We start from the raw sequence: 13,870 nt of genomic DNA, 5'->3' as shown, positions 1-13,870 counted from the left end.
CCCACAAACTAGCTCGATTAAATGGCTTGACCGATGTGGGTTAATAATCAGAGGGGATGGCCTCTGATGTAAAGTTTCACTCTATCTCTCCGTCTCAAAAAACTCAATCCACTCCCCATCAGGACCAGCGAAGAATATGTAACGTGTTCCATCTGGTAATGTTTCGATTTCTTCTCCTAGTAAAAAGGTTACGCCGTGTTTTTGTATTCTTTCAATTTCATCCTCTAATGAATCTACCTTAAAGCAAATGTGATGTACTTTTCCTTCTGCTGGCAAGGAAGAATTGTAGCCTTCAATGAGTTCGAGTATCGTTTCTTTCGATTCTTCCACACCTAAAAAAGCGAGTTTTAAATCTGGATTCGGGTGCCCCATACGTTTAAGGAGCTGTAAGCCGACTACTTCTTCATAAAATGAGATAGATGCTTCTAAGTTTGCAACCATAAGTCCTACGTGTTCAATTCTTCTAACTGGCATGTAGATTCCTTCTTTCTGAAAATTATATACAATATATTATTGAAAATTAAGAAAATAAGCAAGATAAAAACCTTACAAATTTTAGCGTGTTGTATGGTATAGTGAGAAAGTATGTTTGGGGAGAAGGAAGGAGATTATACGATGAATACAACTACTCAAACTCCTTCATTATCAGAAACGATGAAAGAGTGGCATTATGCATTAGCATATGAAATTAAACATTGGAAAACGATAGGTGGTAGTAAAATTTCTATCATGAACGGTCGTTTTTTATATACAGATTATGAGAATACAGTGTATGTATTTCAGCTTATTTCGGAAGTAAGCTTACCTGAAGGATCACCAATTCGAATTGAGTTCGATGGTGAGGAAGCGACAGGAGAAGTATTATCTGTACATGGATTAGAAATAGAATTGAAATTAAATGATTATATACAAGGTGAAATAAGAGAAGCGGTTTTATACAGTGAACCGTGGCAACTTTTAGAGCAACTGCAAGAGCGATTGAAAGAAGCACGTAAAGACAAGCTAAAACGTAATCGTATAAAGCGTCTTGTTGATGGGACGAGCAGTCCGAAACATATTGAGAAGATGAAAAATCCGAAAAATGAACTGGCATATCGCGCGTTTTACAATCCGACAACGTACGTATGGGGACCACCTGGAACAGGGAAGTCTTACAATTTATCACGTATTATTTCGGCTCATTATCAAAAAGGAAAATCGGTACTTGTGTTAGCTCATAGTAACGCGGCAGTAGACGTATTAATGAGTGAAGTAACGAAGCAAATTGAAAAGAAAAAGAAATGGACGCCTGGCGAAATTGTTCGTTACGGTTATAGTCAGCATGAACATATACGAAATCATGAAACGTTACTTGCATCTAAGTTAGTTGAAACGACGAACGGATCATGGGGTGAGGAAAGACTCTACTTAGAAGAGACACGCCAAGATCTTCGTGAAAAAATCTTATCGTATAAAGCAACATCTGCTGATAAGAAGCGTATACAAGAGATTGAAAGTGATCTTCGAAAGCAAAAGGCTAAAATTAAAGAAGTAGAAAAAGAATATATTGAAAATGCGAAAGTAATCGGCGCAACTTTATCGAAATGTGCCATTGATGCGCTAATTTATGAGCGTACATTTGATTTAGTTGTCGTAGATGAAGTGAGTATGGCGTTCGTTCCGCAAATCGCATTAGCTGCTTCACTTGGAAAACGTATCGTTGTTTGTGGCGACTTTTTACAATTACCTCCAATTGCGATGGCAAATCATGAACTTGTTCGCAAATGGCTTGGGGAAGATATGTTTTACCATGCTGGGATTGTTGAGTCTGTTAATAAATCAGAAGCACACCCAAACCTATTTATGTTGCAGGAACAAAGACGTATGCATGCGGATATATCGAAGTTTACGAATTCATTTATTTATAAAAATAGAGTATACGATCATCCGTCTGTTTCAGAGCGTAAAGAACTTGCGCAATTGCAACCGTTCGCAAATGAAGCGAGTGTTTTATTTGATACGAGCCAAATGGGAGCTTTTTCGTTAAAAGATGCTGCTTCTGGTTCACGTTTTAACATTATGTCTGGTTTAGTAGCGATGCAAATGATGTTAATCGGATTGTTAGACGGTATTCAATCAATTGGTGTTGTGACACCTTACAGGGCGCAGTCACGCTTTTTATCGACGTGTATTAGAGAAATGTTGCAGAGAACGAAATATCAAAACATACCAGTTTTAGCGGCGACAGTTCATAAGTTTCAAGGTTCTGAAAGAGATATGATGATCTTTGATACAGTTGACAGTTATCCGCAAGAACGACCTGGCGTGTTATTCTTTGACCATAAAAATCATCGCCTCGTCAATGTAGCAGTGACAAGGGCGAGAGGGAAGTTCATTCAATTATCAGATTGCCATTATATGCGTAAAAATCTTTCTAGAAAACAAGCGTTATCGCAATTAACAGCTCATATAGAACGTCATGGAGATGTGTATGATCGCACGACATCAAGACAATTGTGGGAACGGAAAATTTCGAAACGTTTACGCTGGTTTATGGAAATGAATCTTGAAGAGCCGAAAGGGCTATTAAAAGATATTTTAGCCGCAAAACGAAAAATTATTATTTCACTTCCAAGTACAAAACAAGTGGATAAGCGAGTATGGCAAGCGTTAATGCGTACAAATGCACAGATAATAGTTTATAGTGATGGACCAGTTCCACTGAAAAATGTAAAGTTACAAAGACAAAATAAAGCATTCCCGTTTATCGTAATTGATGATGAAATCTTCTGGGCGGGCGCACCGCTCACATCTCAAATGATATTTGAAGGTAGCACGGAATTTCCGTACGTATGTGCAAGACTGCAAGCACCAGAAACAATTGGTGTATTAAAAGGATTTTTAGATATTCGGTAAATTCGGATAGGAATTCCTTGACTTTTACTTGGAATGAACTTAGAATAAAAAATAATTTAATATAATTTTATGAAAATTCTTATCACGAGAGGTGGAGGGACTGGCCCTATGATACCTCGGCAGCGGATTCGTTATGAATACTGTGCCAATTCCAGCAAGGTAACTTGAAAGATAAGAAAGAAGCTCATTTTGACTGTATATACAGAAGCCTCTTTCTATCTTTTAGAAAGAGGCTTTTTTACGTGAAAATAAAAGGAGGAAGAACAATGGGAGCGACAGGAGTAACGTCACAAAGAAAAACAATTGAAGAGAGTATCGAAAGAAATAAGGAAAAGTACATAGAAACAAGTCATGATATTCATGCGAATCCAGAGATTGGTAACCAAGAGTTTTATGCATCTAGAACGTTAAGTTTATTGCTAGGCAGTGCAGGATTTCAGTTGCAGCACAATATAGCTGGACATGAAACGGGATTTATCGCGCGAAAAAGCTCTGGAAAACAAGGACCAGCAATCGCATTTTTAGCGGAGTACGACGCTTTACCAGGACTAGGCCATGCGTGTGGTCACAATTTAATCGGCACAATTAGTGTTGCAGCAGCAATTGCATTATCAGAAACGCTTGAAGAAATTGGCGGGGAAGTTGTTGTGTTTGGTACGCCAGCAGAAGAAGGCGGGCCAAATGGTAGCGCGAAATCAAGTTATGTAAAGGCAGGTTTATTTAAAGACATTGATGCGGCGCTTATGATTCATCCGAGCGGAAAAACAGCGACAACGAGTCCTTCACTAGCAGTCGATCCACTTGATTTTCATTTTTACGGAAAAACAGCTCACGCTGCAGCTTCGCCAGAAGAAGGGATTAATGCATTAGATGCGGTTATTCAGCTCTATAACGGTATTAACGCACTTCGCCAACAACTTCCGTCAGACGTGAGAATTCATGGCGTCATTACAGAGGGCGGAAAAGCACCTAATATTATTCCTGACTATGCCGCAGCAAGATTCTTCATCCGCGCAGCAACGAGAAAAAGATGCGCGGAAGTAACAGAAAAAGTAAGAAACATTGCTGAGGGAGCAGCGTTAGCAACAGGTGCAAAAGTAAAAATCCATCAATTCCAAAATGAAATCGATGAATTACTCGTAACAAAAACATATAACGATATTGTAGCGGAAGAACTAGAACTATTAGGTGAAGATGTAAATCGTAAAGAAAGAGTAGGGATCGGTTCAACCGACGCAGGAAACGTAAGTCAAGTTGTACCGACAATTCATCCGTACATTAAAATCGGACCAGATGATTTAATTGCACATACGAATGAATTTAGAGAAGCAGCACGTTCAGAACTTGGAGATAAAGCATTAATTACATCGGCAAAAGCATTAGCAAATACGGCGTATCGATTAATTACGGAAGAAGGGTTGTTAGAGAAGGTGAAGGAGGAGTTTAGAGAGGCGCAGAGGAATCAAGGGTAAGGGGATTAAAGTGCTCTTTTCAAAGAGTAATCTAATTAATAAGTAGAGATACAAAAAGAACATTGAAATATCAATGTTCTTTTTTGTTTACTAGTCATTGATTTTGTTGGTTTTTCTCAAGAAAGAGAAACTTTTACTGTTAGTGAGGATAATACGTATCCCTTTATCAAAACGACAATTTCTCCTCAAATTCACTCTTTAATACTATTAAAGGAGATGACAAGCCAAATTGCATTAAGGAGTCTAAAAATGCAGCGAGGGAATCCATCGAATCGCTCATGACCTTCATCATATAATTAAATTCCCCACTAATTCGAAATAAATCTGTTACTTCAGGAGCTGCATTACAATACTGGATAAAATCAGAGCATTGGCTCGTTTTAAACATGATGAATGCTTGAATGTTTTTATTAATTTTTGCAGGCTCAAATTTCGTTCGATAAGCCGCTATAACTCCTTGATCTTCAAGCTTGTTAATACGTTCTTTTACAGCAGGTTGCGTCATGGATATAATTCGTCCTATTTCTGAAACAGAAATTCTCGCATTTTCATACAACAAGTTCATAATTTTATGATCGATTTCATCCAGTTTTACGGCGTTTTGCATTGTGTAGCCTCCTTGTTTTGCTTTCTAAAGTGAATCGCAAATTATAACTATAATATCATAAGTGAACGAACTAAAACACCTATAAATATGTATTTAAAATGATTGTTTTTTGCATGAAAATATAATTATAGGATTTATCAAACGGAAATTTAGGAAGGATGGAAAAAATGAAGAATCTTGATGGAAAAGTAGCGTTAGTAACAGGAGCGAGTCGCGGAATTGGCCGTGCGATTGCGATGAGATTGGCGAAAGATGGAGCATTAGTTGCGATTCACTACGGCCGAAATAAAACAGCTGCAGATGAAACGATTAGTGAGATTGAATCTAATGGAGGAAAAGCGTTCTTAATTGAAGCTGAACTCAATTCAATTGATGGTGTCAAAAAGCTAGTAAAACAGTTAAAGAATGAATTACAAATAAAAGTTGGTACATCAGAGATTGATATTTTAGTAAACAATGCAGGGATAGGTACACAAGGAACGATTGAAAATACGACAGAAGAAGTTTTTGATGAAATTATGTCTGTGAATATTAAAGCACCATTCTTTTTAATTCAGCAAACATTACCATTAATACGAGCAGAGGGCCGTGTGATTAACATTTCATCAGCTGAAGTACGACTTGGTTTTACAGGCTCAATTGCATACGGTTTAAGTAAAGGTGCATTAAATACGATGACACTGCCTCTAGCTAAACATCTTGGAGAAAGAGGTATAACAGTGAATACAATTATGCCTGGATATACGAAGACAGATATCAATGCAAAATTGCTAGATGATCCGGAAATACGAAATTTTGCTACAAACTCATCTGTGTTCGGACGAATAGGGCAAGTTGAAGATATTGCAGATGCAGTAGCATTCCTTGCTTCTTCTGATAGCCGCTGGGTAACGGGGCAGATTTTAGATGTTTCTGGTGGGTTTTGTTTATAGGGGCACTACTCCATAGCTATCAAGATAATCAAGTAAATTACTAGTTATGAAACGATCCTTGTTTCATAACTAGTAATTTATAGAAAGGTAGGGATGATAAAGAAGTCTATTAAAACGTGATTTTTTCGCTAGGCAATTTGAATAAGGGGGCTATTTTTCATTATTCGTAATCTAAAATAATCAAATTTTATTTTACAGTAACAATAAAACAAAATTATTGACCGCATGGTACAAAAAGGGTATTCTATTCATGTTATCTTTAAAATGAGAGGAGGATACGATTGAATAAACGCGGCAGACCTCGAGAGTTTGATTATTCCTCAATTGTAGATGTTGCAATGAAAACATTTTGGTTAAGAGGATATGAAGGGTGTTCTACACAAGATTTATGCAGTGATACAGGACTTGGAAAAGGAAGTTTATACAATACTTTCGGTAGTAAACATGAACTGTATAAACAAGTATTAGAACGCTACCATGAAATTGGGATTAGGGAACAAAGGAAATTGTTACATACTTCAATTCCAGTTAAAGAACGATTAAGTAATTTTTTTGAATGGGCATTGAAAGAAGACTTTGAGAATATGGATCAAAAAGGATGTTTATTGATTAATGCCAGTATAGAACGTGCTAAAAACGATTTAATGGTACAAGAAATTTTCTCGAAGCATGTTGAACTTCTTAAACAAGCTATTGAAACAGTGATGGAGGAAGGATTGCAAACAGGTGAAATTTCAAAGAAGCAATCAGCTGAGGAATTAGCTAGTCTGCTTTTAAGCAGTTATTACGGATTCCGTGTTCTTAATGTATCGATGCAAAATCGGATGTTGTCTGAACAAGTTATCAAAGGAACAATAGAGTCTATTTGTGGCGCTTAGTGCGCTCTTTTTTCGCACTATTTTTGTACCGATCATTACAATAATGAATAAGGAGTGTTTTTATGCCATCGATTATTTATTTATTAGCTTTAGCAATCTTTTGTATGACTACATCAGAATTTATGGTTGCAGGTATGATGAATGAACTTGCTCTTGCATTCCAGGTTCCTGTATCATCTATTGGGTATTTAATTTCAGCTTATGCAGGAGCAATGGTAATAGGAGGCCCCATTTTAACTGCAATCCTCTTACGAATGCGCAGCAAACAAGCATTATTGTTTTTAATGTTCATATTTTTAATTGGTCAATCGCTCGGAGCTATCGCTTGGAACTATGATATTATGATGATTTCACGTATTATAACTGGTATTGCTTCAGCTTCAGCTTTTGGAGTTGCGATTTCCTTTTCTGCGACATTGGTTCACTCTGATTCAAGGGGAAAAGCTGCATCAATTGTACTTGCAGGTTTAATGTTCGCAACTGTATTGGGTTTACCTATAACGACCGTTATTTCGCAATATTTTGGCTGGCGTATTAGTTTTGGGGCTGTTTCTGTTCTTGTGCTAGTATCAGGGATTATGATTCAACGGTTGTTACCATCCTCTTCAAATAAAGAGCAATTAAATTGGAAAGACGAACTTCTGCGATTTAAGAATATTCATCTTTGGGCAGCGTATATAACAAGTATGTTCATTATTGGTGGTACGTTTGCAGCATTTAGTTATTTCACTCCTATCTTTACAAATGTTACAGGGTTTTCAAGTGCAAGTATTCCATATTTACTTGCTCTCTATGGTAGTGCGACGGTAATTGGGAATATAATAATTGGCAAGTTCGCTGATAAATTTACAATGAAAATACTTACGGGTGGATTAATTATATTAATCATAGCGTTGTCTTTATTTGCTTTAAGTGCAGAGAATAAATACATTGCAGTGATTTCTACGATTTTTATTGGTTTAACTGGTGTAGCATTGAATCCAGCTATGGTTGCGAGGGTGATGAAGACAGCTAGTAATGGCATAATGATAAATACCGTTCATAGTTCTTTTATTACGCTAGGTATTGTTATTGGTTCGTCACTAGGTGGTATTGGGATCAGTAAAGGATATGGTTTTGTATCTCCGCTATGGATTGGAGCTTGTTTAGCTATCCTTGGGGTAATTTCGTTATTCCCATATTTACATAAAGGAAAGGCAGATTAAGATGTTTAAAATTTCTTTATATGAGGTACCGCCACATCGCTATCAAGCTAAGCTTATGCAAAGTCCATTTTAGGCGAAATTGTTTCTTTTTCTAAAGGGCAAGTGTAGGTGATTGAAAGATTTGCATACGAAATAAACCTTAACGGGTTTCACTTTTTTGAATTAAGCGGCTTGATTATCAGACATGGTACAATTGTAAACGACACCTAATATATCAAAGACCGTTTTTTTCTCATATCGATAAGATTTCCGCCCGTTTTGCTGTAGGAGGTTGAACAGGAGAATGAGAATCTTTGATAATTCTTGGGTGTCTTTCTGTATGGCTTGATAAATAAGAAAAAAATAATCTCTAATCATATATATGGCCTTATATTCACTCAGCTCTCGTTTCTTTTTCATAAGAAGTAATTGACGCATTTGAAACATAGTAGAAGAACAGAGGAGAATGGCGATCAGTTGCCCATACAAATGGCATTCTAATCTTTCTCGTTTTATCTTTTTACAATGGTGAATATAAAAGAATGATTTCCATGTTTTAAATAAAATCTCGATTTGCCAACGTAAAGAGTACAAATCATGTACTTGTCCCATCGAGACAATATCTGTAGAGGCGTTTGTCATATATACATTGATACCACTAAGTCGTTTGCTACGAGGAGAATACGTCATTCCTTTCTTTTTTTCTCGTATAGCTTGATCACGTAATCGTTTTTGTTGTTGTTCTTTTGTTAGCCGATGAACAATCACACGAGTTGGGACTTTATCAGTCATTCCTACATAAGCGTCGGATATTTCATATGTTTGTCCTGGTTGAAGAGAGCTCATTAAAACCTCCATATCTATCTGGATATACTCTGTACCTTTCTTGATTCTGCTATCTTGAAAATAATCAGGGTTAGGATTTTTTTGATAAATACGTGTATTCGATTTAATACGTGAGATAGAATAAGCTTTTTTATCTTGTATATGTTAAAGATGTTTCAAATAAAAGAATGGGGCAGTTAATGTAGAAGCATTTGATAAAAAAATCGAATAAATGAATTCAAAAAATAGAAATACATTTAATAAAACATATATGGACTTTTCTTTAATATCATAGCTTCAGTTTAACGATAGATAATTACCATGTAATTAGCCGTGCTAAAAAATACATATGATATTTCTATCTCCAGAGTTATATAATAGTGAGCTGTTGTACGTTAATACCACGAAATTTCTTCAATTTCTTTTTTATACTCTTTTTCATCATCTTTGTTTAACTTTTTATTATTAATGTAAACATAGTGCCATTCATAATTTTGTTTTTCTAAATATACATAGAAAACTATTTGTACATGTTCTTTTTCACTATTATCATAACCTGTAAATTCAACTACATAATGTTTTCCTTCTTTTTTTATATACTTCCATTTCGAGTTAGTGGTAAAGGATTCTAATGTCTCTCCTTCTTCACTCCAACGTACAACATTTTTCACATTTGTTTGGGTTGGTAAATATGCTAATTTTATGTCCATAATGTAAAGAAATGATAATAAAAATAGATTGAGGCATAGCATAATTTCAATGTGAGTGCCACCTTTTGCTCGTAAATACAGGTCTTGTTGAGTTTGAGGTAAACTCTTCACTTTTCCTAGAATTTGTATAGCGTGCTTAAAATACCAACGATTACCGTTCCACCCTACAACAAAACAAAATTCTAAATATAAGACTATGTCTACCCACAATGGGATATCTATTAGATGGAAAATAATAAACCATGGAATTTGTAGTAGTCCTAAGAGAAAGAAAAGTTTATACATTTTTCGATATGCTATCCAAAATAACGTGAAGAAGAAGGCTATCCAATTCCAAGTATTTTCTTTTGCTGGATCTTTAACTTCTCCCCATTTAAAGTCATAATAAGATTTCTTATTTTGAACGATTTTAAGTAGTGCTGGAAATGATGTAGCTTCTCCATCTAAATTAGTTATTTTCATCAAAAATTCCTCTCAGTACTGTTTGCATATAATTAGAAAGTGAAGGTAAATCGACAGTTTCGTTTTTCATACTTCTTCAATATGTTATGTATTTTTATAAATTTAATTTTGGTATTTATCATTTTTCTCTAAAGTGTTTTGATGAAAATAATTCTTCATTCATCAGACCAAAGTTCACTCATCAAATATATGAAATTGCAAATTATGGAGTTATCTCATGAAGTGAGACAACATTTACAGATTATTTCTGAAATGAGTGAAATGATAAATAGGAACATAGATTTCATTTCACTCCAACGTAGACACTACGATATATTAATTGGAAAGAGGAGTGAAATAAGTGTCATAACGCAAAGATTACAAATCGATATTAATGATATGGATGAACATTTTAATTCTTATATAAAAGAGTACAAATGAGTGATTTTCAAATAGTAGGTTCTCCATCTGCCATTTTCTATGATGAAGAGTATATTCCGAACCACAATGATATTGAATTAAGAATTCCAATTATATATGATAACACTGGAAATGTATCGCGGGATTGGGAGATAAAAAGCTAGATCAGCATCAAATTGTTACTACCTTACATCATGGGAGTTATGACGATATAGGTTACGATTATATGGCACTAGAAGAATGGATCAAGAATAATAGATATTCTGATAGTTGCTCCACTATATGAAGTCTATTTAAAGGGTCCGAATGTGATTGTCCAGTGGAGGATTATGCGACGCAAATTTGATATTCGGTTATTAAAAAATAACAACAATAATGATTTGACCTTGACAATATGTTAACGTTTATTCTATTTTCAAAAGTAATTTATCTTAATAAAATAGGTAGAATCTAATTATTTAGTTCACATTTTAATCCAAGGGGTACAAATTTGATGCGACGTGAAAAGGATTTGTTGAAACAATGGAAGGCGGATTTGCAAGCTATTCAAGAAGAGAAGAGACTGAAGAAGAAGAAGGCTAAGAAAAAGAATAAGAAATATAGCATTCCGGGTAATACAGTTGACTTCATGGATGGCAAGAATACTTATCGTAAAGAGAATGGGGTATGGAAACAAAGGAATAAATAAAGTGAGGATAAATGATTTTGATTAAGTGTATGGAAATTACTGTAGGTGCTGACATAATCTAGCTAGCGTCTTATTTGTTGTTAAGGAAAGATACTGAAGCAAAAACAGAGTTTGTTAACAAATACACTAAAATTGCGAAAACTAAATTTGAAAACAAATACTATAGTAAATATGAATGGAATATACAGCGGGATAGTAAATGAAGAGATTCAATTTCATAGTGATGGTACAAAAAGTGAAAATGAAAAAGTTATTTCTTATCTATGGAACTTTGGAGATGATACAACAAGTACAGGAGCAAATCCTACCCATGTATATGGAGAAAAAGGAACATACACTGTGGAATTAACAGTAAAAGATAGTAGGGGAAAAGAAAGCAAAGAACAAACAAAGTTACTGTAAAACAAGATCCGCAAACAGGTGAATCCCATGAAGAGGAGAAGGTACTCCCGTTTAATACGCTTGTAAAAGGAAATCTGATTACTCCTGATCAAACAGATGTTTATACGTTTAATGTTACAGATCCAAAAGAAGTAGATATTTCTGTGGTAAATGAACAAAATATTGGGATGACATGGGTACTTTATCATGAATCAGACATGCAAAATTATGTAGCTTGTGGTGAAAATAGGAAATGTTATAAAGGGGAAATTTACAGCGAAACCAGGTAAATATTATTTAAATGTATATAAATTCGATGATAAAAACGGTGAATATTCATTATTAGTAAAATGAATTTATTTCTAACATGTATAGAATGATTGTTTTAAGGAGGAGTCTGTTAGGATAGGCTCCTCCTACTTTTTATTTATATATTAGAACCATTAAGAATAGAAAAAAATCGTGTTTGAAAAAAGTTTAATTATTTCCTATCTGCATTACTATAATATCAGACTCTTTTCTTTAATAAGTCTAAAAGTTAATGTACAAAATTCAAGTGCTTATAAGGAATACTTAGCTAACTGTTCACCCCAAGATGATAATTCAGTTTCAATAAATCCTGCTTTTTTATATACAAATTTAGCTGTAAGGTTTTCAGGAGCATATCCAATCATTATTTTAGAAATGTTTGGGTTATTATTGCTTCTTATCTTATCAATTACCAGAGGTATAGCTTGTTTACCTATACCTTGCCCTTGAAATTTTTTATCAATCATAAGTCTATAAATCCAATAATTATTATCATCAGGATCTATCCCAAACATAGTAAATCCTATCATTTTTTCATCAAGATAAATACCGTTTGCATAGAAATTATCTAGAAATTGAACTTCTGCGATAGAATAAAGGTTGGATGCAATAAATGTTTGTTGTTCTTCTGTAACAGAAAGTGTAATTGCTTCTTCCCAATTACTTTTGTCAATAGCCTTTAAATAAATCTTATTCAATCTGAAACTCTCCTTCCAATATTGAAGAGGAAGCACATAGTTTATGGGCTAGTGATACGTTATCCTCTTGTTTTTTTGCCCAATCAAATAGAAATATTTTCTCATCGACAACGCCTCCTTAAAGTTACAATTCAAAAAACATTATTATAATCAATATCAATATAAATATATTTTATCCACTATAAATTATTTTCCTGTTGAAAAGATTCTATTTTTCTGTCTAATTTATCCAAGGTATATGATACCAAGTATCGGGAGAATCTCTTTGCAAACAATTATATTTCACTTTGAATAAAGAATAATGTTTTTTGTTTTGGAGAAGAATATGATTGTTAACTTGATAGCAGTGTGGCGGTACACTATTGTCATCAACCTATTATTCTATGATTTTTGTTTCTATTTACTTATATTTTCATTGTTACTGAACTCTACTTCATTAAAAGTTTGTTTATACCCCAGATTACCTCGTGTGAAAATAAGAATAAGTAAAGCGACAAATCCCAATCCTATCACTACAAATATATCCGTATTCTTTATAACAGGGTTGGTGGAATGAGTTTGTGCTAAACTAAACGTATTTATACTCGCATGAATTAGTATGACAATAAATAAATTACCGTGATTGCAGTTATAGCTCCAAGTAAGAATGATTGAGATCGGCAAACATAGTAAAATAAAAATTGGCAAATGGATATATAGGAGAGAAAGGTCAGAACCCGGGCCACCCTTTTGTGCAGCCGTTAAGAAATGTGGAAGATGCCAGAAAGTCCACAAAACACTAAGTAGTAAAGTAGCTTTTAACGGTCCAAATTTCGATTGTAATCGAGGCAGAGCGAAACCACGCCATCCGATTTCCTCGGGTAAAGGCCCACCGAGAAAGAAAATTGCTATAAAAGAGAAGAGATAGGTTATAAAAAATTCAAAATTAAGGTCACGGAAAGTAGGTATCTCTCCATTTACTATTACCATACCCAGAAACATTGCAGCGGGGATAACGATGAGGGTAAAAAAGTACCACTTCAAACCGACCTTAGTAGTTAGAATGCTGTTTCTAATTTTTTTCCATGACTCTTTGCCTTCAAGAATTCGGATCATGATACATGCTGCTAGCATAGGACCTACAAATGCATTGGCATAAAAGAAAAGATTAAACATTTTTGTTTTCGGGAAAATACCCCATTGTGACAAGATAAATGGAATTAATACAACCCACGAGAAAACATATGCCATAAAAAAAAATGAAGTTAACGGATAGAATTCCAAATACCTTCTCAAACCTGTTGATGAATTTTTTGATTTTGTTAAATAATCCAACACAATCACCTCTTCATTTATATAAACCTGCATCCGTGCTAATTCTACATGTTTTGATAAAGAACCTTTTTGATGTAATAATGTTCACTAAAATTTATTTGGTTTGCCGGCTCCAA

At 34.5% G+C, this 13,870-nt stretch carries 11 protein-coding genes, 3 pseudogenes and 1 riboswitch; of the genes and pseudogenes, 8 read left to right on the top strand and 6 right to left on the bottom strand.

All coding sequences use genetic code 11. From position 1 onward, the window contains the following. Window positions 1-81 precede the first annotated feature (81 nt). On the bottom strand, window positions 82-474 hold the full coding sequence (locus tag N2V79_RS15260) for a VOC family protein (RefSeq protein ID WP_001145268.1): 393 nt from the start codon (window positions 472-474) through the stop codon (window positions 82-84). 111 nt (window positions 475-585) lie between these two features. Here N2V79_RS15260 and N2V79_RS15255 point away from each other — a divergent pair, with 111 nt between their 5' ends. Beyond that, window positions 586-2,895 carry an AAA domain-containing protein gene (locus tag N2V79_RS15255; RefSeq protein WP_340720018.1) on the top strand — a complete coding sequence of 770 codons (2,310 nt, stop codon included), beginning with the start codon at window positions 586-588 and terminating at the stop codon, window positions 2,893-2,895. 76 nt (window positions 2,896-2,971) lie between these two features. Then, window positions 2,972-3,073: riboswitch (SAM riboswitch) on the top strand. An 88-nt stretch (window positions 3,074-3,161) separates the two neighbouring features. Beyond that, window positions 3,162-4,367, top strand: coding sequence for a M20 family metallopeptidase (locus tag N2V79_RS15250; protein ID WP_000501367.1), 1,206 nt, complete (start codon window positions 3,162-3,164; stop codon window positions 4,365-4,367). Between the two features lie 166 nt (window positions 4,368-4,533). Here the strand turns inward: N2V79_RS15250 and N2V79_RS15245 are convergent, their stop codons facing one another. Next, window positions 4,534-4,974: an Lrp/AsnC family transcriptional regulator gene (locus tag N2V79_RS15245; RefSeq protein ID WP_001178563.1), complete on the bottom strand. Its 441-nt coding sequence runs from the start codon at window positions 4,972-4,974 to the stop codon at window positions 4,534-4,536. Window positions 4,975-5,141: 167 nt separating this feature from the next. Here N2V79_RS15245 and N2V79_RS15240 point away from each other — a divergent pair, with 167 nt between their 5' ends. From N2V79_RS15240 to N2V79_RS15230, 3 genes are all read left to right on the top strand, one after another. Then, on the top strand, window positions 5,142-5,906 hold the full coding sequence (locus N2V79_RS15240; protein WP_000792650.1) for an SDR family oxidoreductase: 765 nt from the start codon (window positions 5,142-5,144) through the stop codon (window positions 5,904-5,906). A 281-nt stretch (window positions 5,907-6,187) separates the two neighbouring features. Next, window positions 6,188-6,784: a TetR/AcrR family transcriptional regulator gene (locus tag N2V79_RS15235; protein WP_001042196.1), complete on the top strand. Its 597-nt coding sequence runs from the start codon at window positions 6,188-6,190 to the stop codon at window positions 6,782-6,784. Between the two features lie 62 nt (window positions 6,785-6,846). Next, window positions 6,847-7,989 carry an MFS transporter gene (locus N2V79_RS15230; RefSeq protein WP_001139228.1) on the top strand — a complete coding sequence of 381 codons (1,143 nt, stop codon included), beginning with the start codon at window positions 6,847-6,849 and terminating at the stop codon, window positions 7,987-7,989. 162 nt (window positions 7,990-8,151) lie between these two features. On the opposite strand, the pseudogene N2V79_RS15225 reads toward N2V79_RS15230, so the two are convergent. Together N2V79_RS15225 and N2V79_RS15220 are read right to left on the bottom strand one after the other, a co-directional pair. After that, window positions 8,152-8,958, bottom strand: a pseudogene (locus N2V79_RS15225) (IS4 family transposase); the annotation flags it as partial. A gap of 230 nt (window positions 8,959-9,188) precedes the next feature. Further along, the gene (locus tag N2V79_RS15220) at window positions 9,189-9,965 is read right to left on the bottom strand and encodes a DUF2628 domain-containing protein (RefSeq protein ID WP_071731940.1); all 777 of its coding nucleotides are present in this window, start codon (window positions 9,963-9,965) and stop codon (window positions 9,189-9,191) included. A gap of 141 nt (window positions 9,966-10,106) precedes the next feature. Here N2V79_RS15220 and N2V79_RS29235 point away from each other — a divergent pair. From N2V79_RS29235 to N2V79_RS15205, 3 genes and pseudogenes are all read left to right on the top strand, one after another. Next, window positions 10,107-10,710 (top strand): annotated as a pseudogene (locus N2V79_RS29235) (GyrI-like domain-containing protein); the annotation flags it as partial. A gap of 147 nt (window positions 10,711-10,857) precedes the next feature. Next, window positions 10,858-11,052 (top strand): hypothetical protein, encoded by a 195-nt coding sequence (locus N2V79_RS15210; RefSeq protein ID WP_023522421.1) that lies wholly within the window; start codon window positions 10,858-10,860, stop codon window positions 11,050-11,052. Between the two features lie 150 nt (window positions 11,053-11,202). Next, a pseudogene (locus tag N2V79_RS15205) lies at window positions 11,203-11,787 on the top strand (PKD domain-containing protein); the annotation flags it as partial. Between the two features lie 206 nt (window positions 11,788-11,993). Here N2V79_RS15205 and N2V79_RS15200 read toward each other — a convergent pair. Together N2V79_RS15200 and N2V79_RS15195 are read right to left on the bottom strand one after the other, a co-directional pair. Further along, window positions 11,994-12,440 carry a GNAT family N-acetyltransferase gene (locus tag N2V79_RS15200; RefSeq protein ID WP_053564032.1) on the bottom strand — a complete coding sequence of 149 codons (447 nt, stop codon included), beginning with the start codon at window positions 12,438-12,440 and terminating at the stop codon, window positions 11,994-11,996. Between the two features lie 396 nt (window positions 12,441-12,836). Next, entirely contained in the window at window positions 12,837-13,787 is a 951-nt protein-coding gene (locus N2V79_RS15195; RefSeq protein ID WP_142419455.1) for a CPBP family intramembrane glutamic endopeptidase, read from the bottom strand. Window positions 13,788-13,870: the final 83 nt, after the last annotated feature.

The sequence above is a fragment of the Bacillus sp. CH_70 genome (assembly GCF_038007045.1).
In the GTDB taxonomy this organism is placed as follows: Bacteria; Bacillota; Bacilli; order Bacillales; family Bacillaceae_G; genus Bacillus_A; species Bacillus_A cereus.
This window is presented reverse-complemented; position numbering and strand designations above follow the sequence as displayed.